Source organism: Phyllobacterium ifriqiyense, assembly GCF_030817885.1.
Lineage (GTDB): Bacteria > Pseudomonadota > Alphaproteobacteria > Rhizobiales > Rhizobiaceae > Phyllobacterium > Phyllobacterium ifriqiyense.
In genome coordinates this window covers 886505-905617 of sequence record NZ_JAUSZT010000003.1, presented here as the reverse complement: position 1 = coordinate 905617, position 19113 = coordinate 886505, and the positions used below count along the sequence as shown (strand labels likewise).

Annotated in this window: 12 protein-coding genes and 1 pseudogene; 6 read left to right on the top strand and 7 right to left on the bottom strand. The window is 55.3% G+C overall.

Annotation, left to right across the window (positions count from 1 at the left end; genetic code table 11):
- Positions 1 to 73 precede the first annotated feature (73 nt).
- Both QFZ34_RS11950 and QFZ34_RS11945 read left to right on the top strand, forming a co-directional pair.
- Complete coding sequence (locus QFZ34_RS11950) at positions 74 to 4867, top strand: NAD-glutamate dehydrogenase (protein ID WP_307281153.1); 4794 nt, start codon at positions 74 to 76, stop codon at positions 4865 to 4867.
- Between the two features lie 236 nt (positions 4868 to 5103).
- A complete protein-coding gene (locus QFZ34_RS11945; protein WP_307281149.1) occupies positions 5104 to 6465 on the top strand; it encodes an MFS transporter in 1362 nt (453 codons plus the stop codon).
- On the opposite strand, the gene purH is transcribed toward QFZ34_RS11945, so the two are convergent.
- From purH to htpX, 6 genes are all read right to left on the bottom strand, one after another.
- On the bottom strand, positions 6455 to 8071 hold the full coding sequence (gene purH, locus QFZ34_RS11940) for a bifunctional phosphoribosylaminoimidazolecarboxamide formyltransferase/IMP cyclohydrolase (protein WP_307281147.1): 1617 nt from the start codon (positions 8069 to 8071) through the stop codon (positions 6455 to 6457). The genes QFZ34_RS11945 and purH overlap by 11 nt on opposite strands.
- A gap of 87 nt (positions 8072 to 8158) precedes the next feature.
- Positions 8159 to 9391, bottom strand: a complete 1233-nt coding sequence (locus QFZ34_RS11935) for an MFS transporter (RefSeq protein ID WP_307281144.1) — start codon at positions 9389 to 9391, stop codon at positions 8159 to 8161.
- A gap of 40 nt (positions 9392 to 9431) precedes the next feature.
- Positions 9432 to 10487 (bottom strand): aldo/keto reductase, encoded by a 1056-nt coding sequence (locus QFZ34_RS11930; protein WP_307281140.1) that lies wholly within the window; start codon positions 10485 to 10487, stop codon positions 9432 to 9434.
- A gap of 128 nt (positions 10488 to 10615) precedes the next feature.
- The gene (locus QFZ34_RS11925; protein ID WP_115054358.1) at positions 10616 to 12325 is read right to left on the bottom strand and encodes a heparinase II/III family protein; all 1710 of its coding nucleotides are present in this window, start codon (positions 12323 to 12325) and stop codon (positions 10616 to 10618) included.
- A 60-nt stretch (positions 12326 to 12385) separates the two neighbouring features.
- Positions 12386 to 13759: an RsmB/NOP family class I SAM-dependent RNA methyltransferase gene (locus tag QFZ34_RS11920; RefSeq protein ID WP_307281138.1), complete on the bottom strand. Its 1374-nt coding sequence runs from the start codon at positions 13757 to 13759 to the stop codon at positions 12386 to 12388.
- Complete coding sequence (gene htpX / locus QFZ34_RS11915; protein ID WP_307281134.1) at positions 13756 to 14724, bottom strand: zinc metalloprotease HtpX; 969 nt, start codon at positions 14722 to 14724, stop codon at positions 13756 to 13758. The genes QFZ34_RS11920 and htpX overlap by 4 nt, the downstream gene beginning before the upstream one ends.
- A 128-nt stretch (positions 14725 to 14852) precedes the next feature.
- Between htpX and QFZ34_RS11910 the strand changes: the two genes are divergently transcribed.
- Complete coding sequence (locus QFZ34_RS11910; protein ID WP_307281132.1) at positions 14853 to 15098, top strand: DUF1674 domain-containing protein; 246 nt, start codon at positions 14853 to 14855, stop codon at positions 15096 to 15098.
- A gap of 96 nt (positions 15099 to 15194) precedes the next feature.
- Here QFZ34_RS11910 and QFZ34_RS11905 read toward each other — a convergent pair.
- Positions 15195 to 16593: pseudogene (locus QFZ34_RS11905) on the bottom strand (MATE family efflux transporter).
- Between the two features lie 197 nt (positions 16594 to 16790).
- Between QFZ34_RS11905 and QFZ34_RS11900 the strand changes: the two are divergent.
- The 3 genes from QFZ34_RS11900 (at position 16791) to QFZ34_RS11890 (ending at position 19058) form a co-directional block, all read left to right on the top strand.
- The gene (locus QFZ34_RS11900; protein WP_307281129.1) at positions 16791 to 17078 is read left to right on the top strand and encodes a type II toxin-antitoxin system RelE/ParE family toxin; all 288 of its coding nucleotides are present in this window, start codon (positions 16791 to 16793) and stop codon (positions 17076 to 17078) included.
- Positions 17079 to 17375 carry an addiction module antidote protein gene (locus QFZ34_RS11895; protein ID WP_115054353.1) on the top strand — a complete coding sequence of 99 codons (297 nt, stop codon included), beginning with the start codon at positions 17079 to 17081 and terminating at the stop codon, positions 17373 to 17375.
- Positions 17376 to 17780: 405 nt separating this feature from the next.
- The gene (locus QFZ34_RS11890) at positions 17781 to 19058 is read left to right on the top strand and encodes an SAM-dependent methyltransferase (RefSeq protein WP_307281126.1); all 1278 of its coding nucleotides are present in this window, start codon (positions 17781 to 17783) and stop codon (positions 19056 to 19058) included.
- Positions 19059 to 19113: the final 55 nt, after the last annotated feature.

Here is a 19113-nt window from a genome sequence, read left to right as displayed (position 1 = left end):
ATGCAATTTGAGGTCGAAAAGCCTTATTTAATAGCTATGATTAGCCAGTTTTGAGAATTCAGGGGGGTATTTTATGGTTTCCAGCGAAAATTCCGCGAAGAAATCCGCACCGACGTCGAAAACTGCAAAGTCTGCAAACGCCAAAAACAAGGTCCGGCTCTTCGAGGAACTGCTGTTTGTGCGCGCTCCGGAAGAGGATCTGGCGGTCTATGATGCGGGTGCTCTGACAGCTTCTGCAAAGCTGGCAGAAGATGCACTGAGGCGCTTCAAGTCGGGCAAACCCCTCATAGATATTTCCGATGGAAGTGCTGTTTCCCGTGATGGCCGCCCGATCACCGTCATCACACTGATCAATGACAATATGCCCTTCCTGCTCGACTCTGTCCTTGGCGAGATCAGCGAGAGGGTCAGCTCTGTCTATCTGGTGCTGCATCCGGTGATGGATGTGGACAAGAAGAGCGGTGCCGTTATCGGTGCCGCTGGTCCCGATAAGCCCGGCAAGGACGAAGCTCGCGTCTCAGTGATGCAGATCCATGTGCCTGCGCTGGACGCTCCAGCGCGTGAGATCATGCTGGCTGCGCTTAATCTTGTGCTCAAGCAGGTCCGGGAAGCGGTCAATGATCGCGGCGCGATGGCGGCTCGTCTTGACGATGCAATCGAGGCTTACAAGACCGGCAAAACACCGATGAAGAAAGCCGCCTGCGATGAGGCGGTCGAATTTCTCGAATGGTTACGCGACAATAATTTCACCTTTCTGGGTGTCCGCGAATATGATTATCAGGGCGATGGCAGCCAGGGCGAGCTGGAACGTTCGGGCAAGCCTGGCCTTGGCATTTTGCGCGATCCGGATGTTCGCGTGCTCAAGCGTGGCAATCAGGGCGTAACCACCACGCCGCAGATCATTGCCTTTCTCACCGGCCCTGAGCCGCTGATTGTCACCAAGGCGAATACGAAGTCGCTGGTGCATCGCCGTGGTTATATGGATTATATCGGCGTCAAAACCTATGATGCGGAAGGCAAGGTTAGCGGCGAGTTGCGTTTTGTCGGCCTGTTTACATCAGGCGCCTATACGCGCTCCGTGCTGAAAATCCCCTATCTGCGCTCGAAGACCGAAAGCGTTATCAGCCGCCTTGGTTTCAACCGGGAAGATCATTCCGGCAAGCAGCTGATAAAGGTTCTTGAGGGCTATCCACGCGACGATCTTTTCCAGATCGACGTCAAGACACTGACCCGAAATGCCGAGATCATTCTTGCTCTGGGAGAGCGGCCGCGCGTGCGTGTTCTGCCACGCATTGATCCGTTTGGCCGATTCGCCTCGATCATTGTCTATGTCCCCCGTGAACGCTACGATTCTGTTGTTCGCGAAAAGATGGGGTCCTATTTTGCCGCGGTCTATGATGGGCATGTGTCGGCTTATTATCCGGCTTTTCCGGAAGGCAATCTGGCCCGCGTCCACTTTATCATAGGTCATGCGGAAAATGACTTCCCCAAGGTCAAACGCGAGGTGCTGGAAGAAAATGTCCGCGCTATCGTCCGCACCTGGGAGGATGCTGTTGCCGAGGTTGGCGACCGCACTGGCGCGGCGGAATTTACCACTCTGGCTGCGGCCTTCCCTGACAGCTACCGTGAAAACTTTTCACCGGAAGAAGCGCTTGTCGATGCCGGGCGTATTGCCGGGCTGACACGCAACAATCCGCTGTTCGTGGATTTTTATCGCCATCGCACCGATGGTCCGGGCGCCGCTTCCTTGAAGATCTATCATTATGGTTCGGCGGTTGCGCTTTCGCAGCGCGTGCCTCTTCTTGAGAATATGGGCTTTCGCGTCATCAGCGAGCAGACTTTCGCTCTGCCCGCAGCCGATGGCAGCCCGCTCTTTGTCCATGATATGGAACTGACCAGCACATCTGAAATCCCAATCGATCTTGCTGATGATGGGGATCTGTTTGAGGAGGTTTTCCGCAGTATCTGGGATGGTGCCTCGGACAATGACGGCTATAACGCGCTGGCACTTACGGGACAGCTTTCATCGCGCCAGATCATCATCCTGCGCGCCTATGGCCGCTATTTGCAGCAGGCCGGCATTCCCTATTCCCAGGATTTCATTGCAGCAACGCTGAACCGGTATCCGGCTATTGCCAAGCAGATTTTTGGTTTGTTCGACCAACGTTTCAATCCTGCGAAAAACAAGGCCGGAGCAACAAAATCCCAATCGGCGCAGCAAAAGCTTCGGGCTTCCATCGAGGAAGGCTTGCAGGGTGTGCCGAGCCTTGACGATGATCGCATTTTGCGGCGATTCCTCAACCTGATTGAATCGACATTGCGCACCAATGCCTTTGCGCCGGAAGAAAATGGCAGCGAACGCGTCACCCTGGCCTTCAAGCTTGATCCACGGGCTCTGGATGAATTGCCTGCGCCGCGGCCTTATCGCGAGATTTTCGTTTACGGCCCCGAGGTCGAGGGTGTGCACCTGCGCTTTGGCCCGGTTGCTCGTGGCGGTCTGCGCTGGTCGGATCGCGCTCAGGATTATCGCACCGAGGTTCTCGGACTGGTCAAGGCGCAGCAGGTCAAGAATGCCGTCATCGTGCCGGTTGGTGCCAAGGGCGGTTTTTATCCGAAGCGTCTGCCGACAGGAAGCGACCGCAATGCGATCTTCGAAGCAGGGCGCGCGGCCTATATTACCTTCATTTCGACATTGCTTTCCGTGACCGATAATCTGCAGGGCGAAACTGTCGTACCGCCGGAAAACGTCATCCGGCTTGATGGCGATGATCCCTATTTCGTCGTTGCTGCCGATAAGGGCACGGCAACTTTCTCCGATACGGCAAATGCAATCAGTCAAGCCCATGACTTCTGGCTGGACGATGCTTTCGCCTCTGGCGGCTCTGTCGGCTACGATCATAAGAAAATGGGTATTACCGCGCGCGGTGCCTGGGAAGCGGTCAAGCGCCATTTCCGTGAAATCGGCACTGATATCCAGACCACGCCATTCACGGTTGTTGGTGTCGGCGATATGTCGGGCGATGTGTTTGGCAATGGCATGCTGCTGTCGCCACAGACAAAGCTGATTGCCGCCTTCGATCACCGCGATATCTTCATCGATCCGGAACCGAATGTAAAAGCAACGCTGAAGGAGCGGCAGCGTCTGTTTGATCTGCCGCGTTCCAGCTGGCAGGATTTCGACAAGTCGAAGATTTCCGCTGGCGGCGGTGTATTCTCGCGTTCGCAAAAGTCCATTACGCTTTCCAAGGAAGCGGCGAAAGCCATTGGACTTGGCAAGACCACAGCGACACCATTTGAAATCATGACGGCTATCCTTAAAGCGCCGGTTGATTTGCTCTGGTTTGGCGGTATCGGCACCTATATCCGCTCCTCGCTCGAAACCGATGCGGAAGCTGGCGATCGTTCCAATGATGCCATCCGCATTACCGGCAGCGATGTTCGGGCCAAGGTTATCGGCGAAGGTGCCAATCTCGGCGTTACCCAGAAAGCACGTATCGAATTTGGCCTTTTGGGCGGCCGCTGCAATTCAGACGCCATCGATAATTCTGCCGGCGTCAATACGTCGGACGTTGAGGTCAATATCAAGATTGCATTGGCGCAGGCCATGCGCAGCGGCAAGCTGAAGCGTGAGAAACGCGATAAGGTGCTGGAATCCATGACCAATGAGGTCGGTTCTCTGGTTCTGCGTAATAATTACCTGCAAACACTCGCGCTTTCGCTGGCACAGCGGCGCGGTATTGTGGATCTTGCCTATCAGGCCCGTTTTATCACCGATCTGGAAGCGCAAAAGCTGCTCAACCGCAAGGTGGAAACCTTGCCGGAAGACAAGGCATTGCAGGAACGCCAGATCGAAGGCATTCCGCTAACCCGCGCCGAGCTTGGCGTGCTGTTGGCTTATGCCAAGATCGTGCTTTCGGACCAGCTTCTGGCCAGCGATCTGCCGGATGATCCCTATTTTGAGCGCGAGCTGATGGAGTATTTCCCCATCCAGATGAAGGAAGGCTTTGCCGACGAAATACGTACGCATCGCCTGCGCCGTGAAATCATTGCAACGCAGCTCGCCAATGATGTGATCAATCGGGGCGGACCGACTTTTGTCAGCCGGCTTTCGGACCTGACCGGCCAATCGGGGCCGGAAATCGTCCGTGCCTATGTCATCGTTCGCGATGGTTTTGAAGTGGACGGTCTGTTCGACGCGATTGATCGCCTGGATAATCTCATGCCGGGCGATGTGCAGAACGGGCTTTACGCCAAGGTTGCGCAGATGTTGAACTGGACGACAGCCTGGGTTTTGCGCAATCGCAAGAGTGCCGACCTTGGAGGCGCTATTGCCGAGATCAAGGCTGGTCGCAATGCGCTGCTGCCGCGGCTCGACAAGCTTCTGCCAGTAACGATGATGGCACTCATTCGCGAAGATACGGCCAATAATGTTGCGCTTGGTGCGCCGCAGGCGCTTGCGGAACAGATGGCGCGTCTGGAAATTGCGCCGATCATCCCGGATATCGCAGCGGTGGCGCAGGCGGCCAATGTCGATATTGCCGCCGCGGCCAAAGCCTATTTCGATATTTCGGAAGCGTTCCGTATTGGCCGCATCGAGGATGCAGCACGCAGCGTATCTGTTGCTGATTATTATGATGGTCTGGCGCTTGCCCGGGCCACAGATCTGATCAGTCAGGCGCGGCGGGGCATTGCGGTGTCAGCACTGACCCAGCATGGCAAGAAGGCCGACCCAGCCAAGGAATGGCTGGCAAGCCGGGGTTCGCGTTTGGATGAAGTGCGCCAGCGCATGGCAAATATCGTCGAAACCGGTGATCTTACCGTGTCACGTCTGGCTGTCGCAGCGGGGCTGCTGTCTGATTTGTCGTGATTTGGAGGTGGCTATCTCCCCCTTTGTGGGGGAGAATGTGATTTCAGCACCTTAGCTCTTGCTAAGTGCTAGGAATCACAAGAGAGGGGATTTTGTCATCGAACTATCCCCTCACTTGGATTATCCAAGGATTTAACAAAGAGGCTAAATCCAGGAAAATCCTATCTCTCCCGCAAGGGGAGAGATAACCAGTGCCATAGATTTGCGAAGTTGATCTTCCGATCACTGGAGTCTGCATGGAACAAGCACCAAAACGCGGTATCTGGGGTTGGATGTTTTTCGACTGGGCGGCGCAGCCTTTTTTCACAGTTGTAACGACCTTTATCTTCGGGCCTTATTTTGTTTCGCGCATGGCTGCCGATCCTGCAATGGGGCAGGCAGCATGGGGTTATGGCATCGCTATTTCCGGCCTGTTCATCGCCATATTATCGCCGGTCCTCGGTTCAATTGCGGATCAGACCGGACGGCGCAAACCCTGGATCGGCTTTTTCGCTGCCGTTAAAATCCTGTCACTATGCATGCTATGGTTTGCAGAGCCGGGTTCGGGACTGATAGCACCGCTGTTTTTCTTTTCGCTGGCCTCCATTGCCGCCGAATTTTCCATCGTGTTCAATGATTCCATGATGCCGCGCCTGGTGGCGCAAAAAGACATTGGCCGTATTTCCAATATTGCCTGGGGTCTTGGCTATCTTGGCGGGATGATTGTGCTAATCTTTGTCGTGGCTTTCATGGCTGCCTCTCCGGAAACGGGAAAGACCCTTCTCGGGGCGAGCCCGATTTTCGGGCTTGATCCAAGTCTTTCCGAAGGGGATCGGGCCACCGGCCCCTTGGCGGCGCTCTGGTATCTGATTTTTATCCTGCCCATGTTTTTCTTTACGCCGGATTCCCTGAAGGACTTGCCAGCGGGCAGGGCCGTGCGCGCTGGCCTGAGCGAACTGAAATCCACCTTGAAGGAAGCAAGGCAGAGGCCCGGTATCGTGCGCTTTCTCGTCGGGCGCATGATCTATCAGGACGGCGTTAATGCGCTGATTGCCCTTGGCGGGGCCTTCGCTACAACGATGTTTGGCTGGGTAACAGCGGAGATCGGGATTTTCGGGATTATCCTGAATGTCGTGGCTATTTTCGGCTGCCTTGTCGCCAGCAAGTTTGACACAGTGTTCGGGTCAAAAACCGTGGTCATCGCATCGCTGATCTCGCTTACCATCGCGACGCTTGGGATTGTTTCGACCGGACCCGGCTATACGCTTTTTGGCTTGCTGCAATTGCCTGGTGTTGACACTGGTGGCCTGTTCGGTACGCCAGCGGAAAAAGCCTATATCGGTTTTGGGTTGCTGATAGGCATCGCATTCGGGCCGGTGCAGGCTTCATCGCGCTCCTATATGGCGCGCAGTATTTCCGCTGACGAAGCGGGACGGTATTTCGGCCTTTATGCATTGTCAGGAAGGGCGACAAGCTTTCTAGCGCCCTTCATGGTAGCGACCGTAACGGTTCTCAGCGGATCGCCACGCCTTGGCATGGCGATGATCATGATCTTTTTGCTCATCGGTCTGGCGATCCTTGCAAGAACGCCATATCCAGCCGCAAAGATCAGTGTCTGAAATGGCGCATGCCGGTAAAGACCATGGCGATGCCATGTTCATCTGCAGCGGCGATCACCTCATCATCGCGCATTGAACCGCCGGGCTGAATGACAGCCGTTGCACCAGCCGCGACAGCGGAAAGCAAACCATCGGCAAAGGGGAAGAAAGCGTCTGACGCAACGACTGAGCCTTTTGTAAGTGGCGTTGTATGGCCTGCAGCCTCGGCAGCATCTTCCGCCTTGCGGGCAGCGATGCGGGCGCTGTCCACGCGGCTCATCTGACCGGCGCCGATACCGACCGCTGCACCATCCTTGACATAAACAATTGCGTTGGACTTTACATGTTTGGCGATACGGAAGGCGAGCTTGAGATCGGACATTTCAGCCTCGGTCGGCGCGCGCTTGGTGACGACTTTTAAATCCAAATCGTCAACAACGCCACTGTCGCGGGACTGAACCAGAAGGCCGCCTGCGACCGTCTTTGCACTGATACCGCCAGCGCGCGGATCAGGCAGGCCGCCTGTCACAAGCAGCCGCAGGTTTTTCTTGGCCGCAACAATGCCCTGCGCTTCGGGCGTCGCATCAGGGGCGATAATGACCTCGGTGAATGTCTTGACGATCTCTTCAGCGGCATCCGCATCCAGCGTCTTGTTGAGCGCGACAATGCCGCCAAATGCGGAAACCGGATCGCAGGCGAGGGCCTTCAGATAGGCCTCCTTCAAGGTCGCGCCTTCAGCCACGCCGCATGGATTTGCATGTTTGATGATGGCAACGGCGGATGTACGGGCGGGATCAAACTCGGCAACCAGTTCAAAGGCCGCGTCGGTATCATTGATATTGTTATAGGAGAGCTGCTTGCCCTGTAGCTGGGTTGCCGTGGCGACGCCCGGGCGCTTTTCGCCGGTGAGATAAAAACCAGCCGATTGATGTGGGTTTTCGCCGTAACGCATGACCGAATGGAGATGCCCGCCGATCGCGCGGCGTGATGGTGTTTCCGTCATCAGCGCTTCGGCAAACCAGCCGGAAATGGCTGCATCATAGGTGGCTGTGCGCGCATAGGCCTTGGCAGCAAGGCTCTGGCGGAAAGAATAGGGCAGCGAACCGTCATGCTTGTCCAGCATTGCAATGACCATGTCATAATCGCCGGTTTCGGTAACAACGCCGACATAGGCATGGTTCTTGGCGGCGGCGCGGATCATCGCGGGGCCGCCAATGTCGATATTTTCCACGATATTGGCATAGTCGGCACCGGAGTGACGGACTTCTTCGAATGGGTAAAGATTGATAATCACGAGATCGATTTCGCCAATGCCGTGGGCCTTCATCGCCTCGACATGCTCGGGATCATCGCGCACCGCAAGCAGGCCGCCATGCACCTTGGGATGCAATGTCTTGACGCGGCCATCCATGATTTCGGGAAAATCAGTAATGTCGGAAACATCACGTACCGGAATGCCCTCGGCGGCAATCGCCTTGGATGTGCCGCCAGTCGAGAGGATCTCGACGCCATGACGATGCAGCGCATGAGCAAGCGCAGTCAGGCCTGTCTTGTCGGAAACGGAAATAAGCGCCCGCTTGACCGGATGGAGATTGGGAGCGGGAAAAGATTTCGCGGCGACGGCCATGGATTCGTCCTTAAATTTCGTAGGGGTCAATGGATTGGCTTGGCCGTTAGCACAGGCCGAGCCGGAATCCTACCTTTTTGCACAAGTTCACACGGGTGATTTGGAGGCTTTTTCTGTAGCGAAGGCCCCGAGAACGATAAGCCCCATGATTGCACCGGTCATGCAGGTTGCCCACCAGCCGCCATAAAAATAGCTGGCGGCGGCAATCGCTGATCCGCTCGAGCCAAGCAGAAAGACGATGGTCATATAGACCGCATTGAGCCGTCCGCGTGCCGCGTCATTCAATGAAAAGATAATGCGCTGGCTAAGAATCTGGTTGGTCTGAACTGCACTGTCGATGAAAATCGCGCAAAGTACCAATGCGGCAATTGAGATGGCAGTGCCTGCCCAGCCGGCAATCAAAAACCACAGGGTCAGCGTTACCATCGCGATAGCTGTACCTTGGCGGGTATAGCCACGATCTGCCAGCCTGCCAGCAATGGGCGCGGCAAGAGCACCGGCTGCGCCTGCCAATGCGAACAAAGCAATCTGGCGCTGACTATACCCGAACTGTTCGCTCAGAAGCAGCGGAATGCCAGTCCAGAACAAGTTGAAGCTGGCGAAAATGATCCCTTGGTAAAAGGCGCGCCGCTGCAAGGCTGGTGTCGTGATCAAAAGATGCCACATGGATTTGATGATCGCACCATAGCGCATTCCACCCTGCGGCTGGCGTTGCGGCAGGGCAATACGCAGGAGCACAAGTACTGCCAGCATTGCGGCTGCCGATATCCAGAAGATGGCGCGCCAGCCAAATTCCGACGCTACCAGATTGGCCAGTGGCCGCGCCAACATGATGCCGGTCAAAAGGCCCGCCATCACGTTGCCTATAGTCCTGCCGCGCGAGGCAGCAGGAACAAGATGGGAGGCAAAGGGCACAAGCACCTGCGCACCACAGGCGAAAAAGCCGATGGCGAAGGATGAAATAAGAAAGGTGGTTGCAGAGCCGGACACTGCAGCGCCTGCAAGACCCAGCGCCGTGCCACCGAGAGTGAGCAGCACGAGACGCCGGTTTTCGAACAGATCCGCAAGGGAGACAAGCAGCAGAAGCCCCGCGCCATAACCGAGCTGGGTTACCGTAACGATGAAGCCCGCCATCCCGCCGTGCAGATTGAGATCGTCGCTGATCAGTCCGATCAGTGCTTGAGCATAGTAGATGTTTCCAACCATCGCCCCGCAGGCGAAGGCAAACAGGAAGGTCAGAGCAGGCGACAAGCCGTTGGGCTCTGCCGCTGTCACTTCCGATTTATCAGATTGATCGGCGGGCTTGTTTGAATAGGCCATTATGTTCTCTCTGCCGGTGGCCTCCCTCCGCCGGACCTTTTTACTTGCTGAGGTAAGGTTCGATGAGGGATAGATCTGCCGCAGAAAGGCGATCAGATGCAGTGCGTGCCTGATGCCAATAAGGATAGATCAATGGTGGCTGGCTTACTCTGTCGAGGTTTGCGCGCTCATCGGCAGTCAACACCAGGTCGGCAGCTTTAAGATTATCTGCGAGCTGCGCGTCCGTTCTTGCGCCGATAATGAGAGATGTCACTCCCTTGCGACCAAGAAGCCATGCGAGTGCTACCTGCGCCGCCGAAACCTTATGGGCTTCAGCAATGCCAATCAGCACTTCAATAATATCATAGAGGCGTTCCTCGTCGCGGATAGGTGGTTCCCCCCAATTGGCAAGCTGACGCGTACCTTCCGGCGTAGGAGTGCCGCGGCGATACTTGCCCGAAAGCAATCCTCCGGCGAGCGGGCTCCAAACGAGTACACCAAGCTGCTGATTGAGTGTGGCTGGGATCAGTTCATATTCTGCGTCTCGCGATTCGAGACTGTAGTGAATTTGCTGACTAACCGGCGCGATGAATTTTTCCAGTGCGGCAACGCCCATCGCCTTCATCAGATGCCACGCAGAGAAGTTTGAGACACCAACATAACGAACCTTGCCCGAACGAACGAGTGTGTCCAGTGCTTCGAGGGTCTCGTCGAGCGGTGTCATACCGTCCCACTGGTGGAGTTGGTAAAGATCAATGTGATCTGTGCCGAGACGCTTCAGGCTCACTTCGGCAGCACGGATAAGATGATAGCGCGACAGGCCCGCATCGTTGATTTCCTCGCCCATGCGGAAACGCGCCTTGGTCGCAACAAGAACCCTATCGCGCTTGCCCTTTAAAGCTTGGCCAAGGATTTCCTCGGATGCGCCGTTCGAATAGATATCAGCGGTATCGAACAGATTGATGCCTGCATCAAGGGCCATATCGACCTGTCGCCTTGCACCCTCAATATCCGTGTCGCCGGTTTTGGCAAAATTGCCTTTGCCGCCAAAAGTCATGGTTCCGAGGCTGAGCGAGGATACTTTAAGACCGGAACGGCCAAGCTGACGATACTCCATGATCGGCTCCTGATAATATATCTGAGAATGGGATTGTGCCGGAAAATGCGGCGATGGCGTTAAGTTCCGTATAGCCGATCAGCGGGCATTTGTCGCCTCTTGCTCATACAAGATTCGGTGAATTCGGATCAGCCGTAAACACCGAGGGTCGTGCGGGTAAATTGCCATTCAACTTCCGGGCGATTGGCAGCGTTGACTGAAAGCGTGATCTGCCGGGTTTTCACGGGTCCGCGAAAACCGGCAAAGAACAGCGAATCTTCGACGAAGGGCTGAATGGTCGATGAGAACATCCAGATGTCGTCATTATCGGCTTGCAGCACAATCAGGCCGTGATCATCCACGCTGACATTCACGGATGGATGCAGGTGAAAACGGATGACGATTTCTTCTGCTCCGGTGTGGCGCAAGGGATTGCGTCCGGCAGCAAAGAAACTGTCGATACCTTCGATCACGCTGCCATTGTGCGACAGAACAATCTGGCGCTCGTGGTAAATGCCAAAGGGGCGGACATAGCCATTGTGATTTGCAACAAAGCCAATCACGCCCGGTTTTTCAATCCGCTCAATATTGACCTTGCTCGGGCCCGCAATGATGGGCGTGCCGATCATCGTCGAAAGGCCGGATGTGTTGCTGAAGCGGCAGGATGATGTGTCGTTAATCGTTGCTGTCGAATGCGCTGCGGTGGAGCGTGCCAAGGGCCGGAACTCCGCCGGTCCGTAACGGTCTACACCGGCATTTACGATATAGCGGCTGCGCCCGGAAGACATTTCAAAGGATAGGCAACCCGCATGTGCGTCACGTGATGCCGTAACGGGAGGCGCAAGGCCCGTATCGGCAATGATGGTTGTCGAATCCATGGAAAGGCGTTCGTAACCGGAATGAGCGGCATGTATAAGCGGGAGGCCGCCAATGTCGTCGTGCCGTAACACGGCGATTACCCGTTCCGGCATGGTCGCGCCAACGCCATTGAAGAGCGCCAGGCTACCATCATGATGACGGAAGAAGCGCAATGCAGGCAGCATGCGCTCGATTGCTTCGATGAGCGCTTTAGGCGGCGCTTCCTGCCCGCTGGCATAGGTTTGGCGCAGGGGCAGCAGATCGGCCAGCAATTCCAGAATCGCCAGCGGATTGCGCGAGATATGGCCGCCATCGGGTAATATCTGCCGGACAAGTTCCAATTCCAGATTGCGGCGAGCCGAGCGGCTGGTGCTTGAAGAGACGGGCAGGGCCAGAGCGGCAAGAGCCAAGGCGATGCGCGCACGCAGCTTTTCTTCGCCATCATCCATAACGGCGGCCATGGTGCGCAGATAACGCACCTGCATGGCAAGTGAGCGCATAAATTGGCGATAGGTGCGAAGTTCTGCACCGGCCAGAATAAGGTTGGAGTGCTGCAGCCAGGCTATGATTCGCTGGGCCGTGACCTCGGGTGCCCAGGCAGGTCCGCTGATCGAGCGGCCATGGGTGGTGATCCAGTCACTGAGAAGCGCGCGGGCATTTGCGGTTGCAAGTTCTGTACCTGCTGCACGCAGATTGCGGAGCCAGCCGAAATTATGCAGCGCAGCTTGCCAGGCGGCATTGGGTGGCTCGACAAGGAAGGGCGAGCGTCCGCCGGTCTCGACCACGCGGCCAGCAAGCGCGAAACGGCCATGGTAAAACTCTTCGGCGAGCTGCGGATCGGCAGGGCGTAAATCTTGCGGTGCTATGAGCACACGCTCGGGCGTAAAGCCGGTAAAACGCCAGCGGTAAAGCGGGCCCATACGCACACGTCTGCGGAAACGGCGCCAAAGCTGCGCTGTTGCAAGTCCCCATAGTTGCGGTGTTTCGCTCAACGCGACCATATTGTTATTGCTTCGAATTTGCCGACAGTCAGTAATTATGCGGCCAGAAGAGTTAAAATTTTAGTATTTTCGGCGAAAACGTGCTGCAAAGAAGCCGTCCATGCCGGAAAGGGCGGGATTTTCGTTGGGCAGGTCCGCTGGCGTCGAGCGGACGAATCCCTCCGCCGTGATCAATTCCGCAAGGCCGCCGACTTCATCTTTCGTTACGGGCACGAGTTCAATGGCGGGGTTCTTTGCAAGAAGATCACGGGAAACAGTTTCACCCTCAAGCGGGTCGAGCGAGCAATTGGAAAACACGACAATCCCGCCCGGACGAACAATGGTCACCGCATGATCAAGCAGTCTCGCCTGAAGATTGGCAAGCTTGCGCACATCCTCCGGCGTTTTCGTCCAAGGCACATCCGGATGCCTGCGAACTGTGCCTGTCGAAGAGCACGGGGCATCAAGAAGAATGGCGTCGAATGGTTCTGCGGGATTATAAGCAGAAAGATTGGCTTCAACGGTTTCAGCTACCAAGCCCAAACGTTCAAGATTGCCGCGCAGACGCTTCAGCCGGTTGGCGGAAAGATCAAGCGCGGTAACATTAGCGCCTGCATGGGCCAATTGTGCTGTCTTGCCGCCGGGCGCTGCACAAAGGTCAGCAACGCGTTGGCCTTTAATATCGCCAAAGAGCTTGGCGGGAAGGCTGGCTGCGGTGTCCTGCACCCACCAATCGCCATCCGTAAAACCGGGAAGTTCAGTCAGTGAGCCCTCAACGGTACCAAGCCGCACCGAGCCTGTGGGCAGAGCAATGCCGCCTAGCTTTTCCGCCCACTCTGCGGGGTCACCCTTGACCGTCAGATCGATGGGAGGCTCCTTCGCCTGGATGTCGAGAATGGCTTTCGCCTTATCCTTGCCATAGGCGGAAATAAGTGTCTCTTCGAACCATTCTGGCACATTGCTGGCGCCCGCTTTGAATGTATCTTTCTCACGGGACAGGCGGCGCAAAACGGCATTGACCATTGAGGCAAAACGGCGATTGCGCGGATCATTATTCGCAGCGGTCACCGCAAGATCGACGGCAGCGCGATCGGGAATATCCAGATAAAGAATCTGGGCTGCTGCAACGTGGAGCAGATGTTTCAAGGCCACGGCATTTTCAGGCAATGGCCGGTCGATCATCTGGCCGATCGCTGTCTCGATCGTGCCGCGGTTACGCAAGGCAGCACCGAGAATCGCCCGCACAAGCGAACGGTCCCGGTCTTCAAGCTCCATATATTGCGGATGGCCATTATGATTATCGGTCAGCCCGTCGAGCGACGTATGTTTTTCAATCACAGCCCCTAGAAGCCGCGTCGCGCATTGCCGGGCAGCAAGACCCGGACGGTCTTCAGCGTCGATATAATCTTTTGGCTTTTTACCGAATGGCCGTTTCGTACCGTGCTCCACACTCATGCCCATGGGCCTTTACGCCCACCGCCATTGCGTCCCCAGGGCGAAGGGCGGTCGTCCTCCACTTCGTCTTCTGCGGGAGCTTGAACGGCACGTCCCTGCTGCGGCGCCGGTTGAGCCTGGCGAAATTCCTGCACCATGGCTTCCAGCGCTGCAATACGATTTTCCGTGGCCGGATGGGTTGAAAACAGACTATCCGCGCCGCGACCACTCAAGGGATTGATGATGAACAATGGGGCGGAGGCAGGATTGCGCTCGGCATCCTCATTGACGATTTGTTTTGCGCCACGCGCGATCTTGTTCAGCGCAGAAGCAAGCCACAGAGGATTGCCGCAAATCTGCGCTCCGCGCCGGTCGGCCGCATATTCGCGGGTCCGGCTAATGGCCATCTGAACAATCATTGCAGCAAAGGGCGCAACAATCATGGCGATAATAATACCGATAAACCCGACAGGATTATTGTTCTGGCGGTTGCCGCCAAAGAACATGGCGAAATTGCCAAGCATGGAAATGGCACCAGCCAGCGTAGCCGTGATGGTCATTATCAGTGTGTCGCGATGTTCTACATGGGCCAGTTCATGTGCCATGACCGCTGCGACTTCCTGCGGGGACAGGGCTTGCAGAAGACCGGTACTGGCGGCAACAGCGGCATTTTCAGGATTGCGCCCGGTCGCGAATGCGTTGGGCTGCGCATTCTGGATCAGGTAAACCTTTGGCATGGGCAGATTGGCGTTGGCTGCAAGATCGCGCACGATCCCGTAATATTCGGGCGCATTCGCCTCATCGACCTCGACAGCATGGTGCATCCGCAACACCATCTTGTCGGAATTCCAATAGCTGAAAAGGTTCATGACCGCAGCTACAACAAAGGCGATCATCATGCCGCCGGTTCCTCCGATGAGAAACCCTACGCCCATGAATAGCGCTGTCATGAAGGCGAGGAGCATGCCTGTGCGCATTACGTTCATGATAGAAGTCTCTCTTCCAGTAACAGCAGGATAGTCAAGGTTATTCCTTTTATTGCGTTTATTCCGCCTATATGATGGGGTTTCGCATCGCAAGCTTCAATGATCAGTATATTCGGAATGAGTATAACATGACCCCGTCCAATTTTGGTGAACAGTCATCCACGCCGCCGCAGGCCGATAATGACGACCAGCGCCCGCGTCCAAGTTTTGACCAATTGCCACCGGCAGCGCAACGGGCATTAAAGGAAGCTAAAGCGCGGCATGCGGCGGAAAAAGCTGCATCTGATCAGCCCCGCGAAATCGGCGGACGAGGTGGTAAGGACCCCGCCCGATTTGGCGATTGGGAGATCAAAGGCCGGACAATCGATTTTTAGATCGCCGGGCGCCCTCACGGGCGCAAGATGGCGATCTATCCTTTTGTTTTGGCATCGGATTACTCGAAAACCGGGATTCCAGTTTTCGGTCCGATGCTAGCGGATAATCTCGATCCCGAGCTTCTCTCGTCTTAGCCAGCGACCCAGCAGCAGCACAGAAGCGGCAGCCAAGCCGCTCAAAAGGCCTAGCCAGATTCCAACGCCCTGCATGCCTAGCCAGAAGGCAAAGGCTACGGATAGGGGCAGGCCAATCCCCCAATAGGCAATCGCGGCATAGACCATCGGAATAGTTGTATCATGCAGACCGCGCAGCATGCCGCTGGCAACCGCCTGCGCGCCATCGAAAATCTGGAACAGGGCGGCCAGAGCCAGAAATGATATGGCCAAACCAATCACTTCGGCATTGGCCGGATTATGAATATCGATGAAGGCGCGGATGAGCTGTAAAGGTGCCAGTATCATCAACAGGGCGGTAAGCGCCATGAAACCTGTACCGGCAGTGAAGGCGACCCAGCCGGCTCTTTTTAATTCCGTCGGAATCCTGTGCGCCATAGGCACGGCCGACACGAACAGTGGCGGCCTGCCCGAAGCCAAGCGGGACCATGAAACTTATGGATGCGATCTGAATGGCGATGGCATGCGCAGCAAGGGAGCTTGGCCCGATAATGCCCATGAGGAAAGCGGCAGCATTGAAGATTGTAACTTCAAAGCTCAGGATCGCAGCAATCGGCAGGCCCAATCGCATCAATTGCGCATAACGCGGCCAGTCGGCGCGCCAAAAGCGGCCAAAAAGCCGATAGCGCCGGAACCGCCGATCAAGTGAAATAACGGCCACAAGGCCGGAAAACATCAGGACCGAGGAGAGAGCAGTCGCTATTCCCGAACCGATAATGCCCATCTTGGGAAATCCGAAATGGCCGAAAATTAGGGCATAGTTTGCCAGCGCGTTAAAACCAACGGCCAGGAAGGCGATGACCAACGCCCAGCCGGGACGCTCCAATGCGGCCATGAATGAGCGCAAGACGATATAGAAATAGAATGGCAGCACGGCCCATTGCAGCGCCCGAACATAAGTGCCGGCTTCCTGAGCCAAATCGGCATCCTGTCCCATTGCCAGAAGAATGGGTGTTGCGTTCCACAGAACAAGCCAGATCGGTATGGAAATGGTGACGCCGATCCACAAACCCTGCCGTACGGTGCGACGGATTTCCCGCACCGTAAACCGGTTACGCCCAAGCTCGCGTGCGATCATTGGCGTTGTTGCCGTCATGAGGCCCAGACCGAAAATCATCGGGACGTAATAGAGATTTGTACCAAGAGCACCTGCAGCCAGCGCATGCGGACCCAGCCAGCCCAGCATCATCACGTCGGTAGCGGTCATCGCGACCTGCGCGACATTGGTCAGGATGATGGGCCAACTCAAGGTGAGCATCGCCACAATTTCATCACGCCATGCATGCTGCGGCACGGCTTCTTGAGTTGTAACCACCGACATTGTTCAGTCTTTCAAAAGGGAATGCCTTTTTTAAAAGGCGAGATGCACCATTTTCAGGCAAATCAGGTGGTATCATTATTAAAATCGGAAGCAAAGCACTTCCTCTGCAATCGCGAGTTGGTGTCGTTTAAACAGGTATCCGATTACAGTGATCTTATATTGACAATATGTAATTTAAAAAATTCAATACCACGAAGTTGAAGCAGACAGATACCTTCAGAAAATGGCGATTGGGTCTTAAAAATCCAAGAGTACGCGCATTGATATCCTCTCGACTCGACCGTCTTTCTTTTGGCCATTTTGGTGATGTAGCACCGGTAGGCCTAGGTGTTAGTGAACTGCGCATCCATGAAGTGCCGGGATATCGGATTTATTTCCAGCGTAGAGGCGACGTGATTGTCATTCTGTTGTGTGCTGGCGATAAAAGTACTCAGGCACGAGACATCAAAATGGCGAAGCGTCTTGCAGAAGAGTGGAGCGAATAAATGGCCGAAAAACTTTACGACTATGATCCGGCAGAAGATCTTACTTCCGATCAAGCGGTTGCTGTTTTTATGACGGAGGCATTGGACACAAATGATGCTGCCTATATCGCGCATGCTCTCGGCGTCGTCGCGCGAGCAAAAGGGATGACTGGAATATCCAGGGAGACGGGACTTGCGCGCGAGCAGCTTTATCGTTCCTTGAGCGAAAACGGCAATCCTACCCTTGAAACAACACTTGCAGTTTTGAAGGCGCTCAATGTCGGGCTCACCGCCCATGTCAACAAATCTGCGCTATAAGGAACGCCCGCAACAACCCCAAAAGGAAAGGGCCACCCTTGAAGGATGGCCCCGTAATTCCGTCTGGCCTAAGGGCCTATACCCGGTCGCGACCGGGCTGCTGTTTTCAACGGAGAGATGATCTCCGCAGAGTAGCATCAGACGCCTTGTGGCACATATCGAAATCACTAGACATCGGATCACCTCCTTTACGTTCGTTGAACACACGAAGAGAATGGGGTGGCTTTTGGCGGATTTCAAGAGAAAAATCATCCGTGTGCGCCGGTTCGATTGCAAATGGGCTTTCTGCAAGCTTCTTTGTCGAGGATTTTACCGCAAAACCGTTGGACAGTTTTCAGAAACCTGCTTAGAGCAAATCAGGTTTCGTATTTATGCAAGCACTGTTTCAGTGCCTGGAGGCAAGAAATGGCAGCTGAGCACCGGGCAGCGCGAATTATCCGCACCGTGATTGATCTGATCGAACCGCAATTTTCGGTCGAACTGTGGGATGGCACCCGTATTGGCGATGCTGACGGGCCTGTGCTGGTGATCAATGACCCGATGACCGTGCGCCAGCTGGCACTCAAGCCGAACATTGGTTCCATTGTCGAATTGTGGGTTTCCGGTCAGATCGATGTAAAGAATGGCACATTGTTCGATCTTGTCGAGCGCGGGCCAAAGGGCAAGCTGAAAGAGAAGATCAAGGCATTGCCGAAATGGCAATTGTTAAAGGACATTCCTGCACTGCTTTTGAGCGGCGGCAAGAGAGGATCATCCGGCCTCGGTGGCAAAAATCCCTATGTCAGTGGCTCGAATAAAGAGGCGATCACACATCACTATGATGTTTCGAACGCATTCTATCAGCTCTTCCTCGATGATCGCATGGTCTATACCTGTGCCTATTTCACGGACTGGAACAACACTATCGATCAGGCGCAAGCGGATAAGCTCGAACTGATCTGCCGCAAGCTGCGCCTGAAGCCCGGAGAGCGGCTTTTGGATATTGGTTGCGGCTGGGGTGCCATGCTGATCTATGCGGCCAAGCATTATGGTATAACCGGCACAGGTGTTTCCCTGTCGGAGGCGCAGACGGCGCTGGCGCGGGAACGGATCAAGGCGGAAGGTCTTGAGGACAAGATTACGATCCATGTCAAATCCTATGAGGAATTGGCAAAGGACCCGCAAATGCGCTTTGACAAAATCTCGTCTATCGGCATGTTCGAAGCGGTTGGTATCGCGCATTACGATACTTATTATTCGAGCGTGCACAGGCTTTTGAAGCCGGGCGGGCTTTATTTGCACCACGCGATCACCCGTCGCATGAAGCGCAATAAAAAAGCCTTCGGTCGCAAGAGTGCAGAGCATCTGGCGCTGGTGAAGTATATTTTCCCGGGCGGCGAACTAGATCATCTTGGCATGACTGTCGAGAACCTTGAAGGTCATGGTTTCGAAGTGCATGATGCGGAAAATCTGCGCGAACATTATGGCAAAACCTGTCGCATATGGGCTGACCGGCTGCATGCGCGCTTTGATGAAGCAATTGCCGAAGTAGGTGCACCCAAAGCCCGGCTCTGGCTGCTTTACCTCACCGGCTGCGCACTGGCATTCGAACGCGGGACCGTACAGATCAACCAGACATTGGCATCCAGACGCAAGCGCGGGATATCAGCCGTGCCGCAAACGCGGGCTGATTTATATAAATAGAAGGTAGGATAGACAAATCTACTTCTGGTTGTATCGTGGCATGAGAACCATTTTT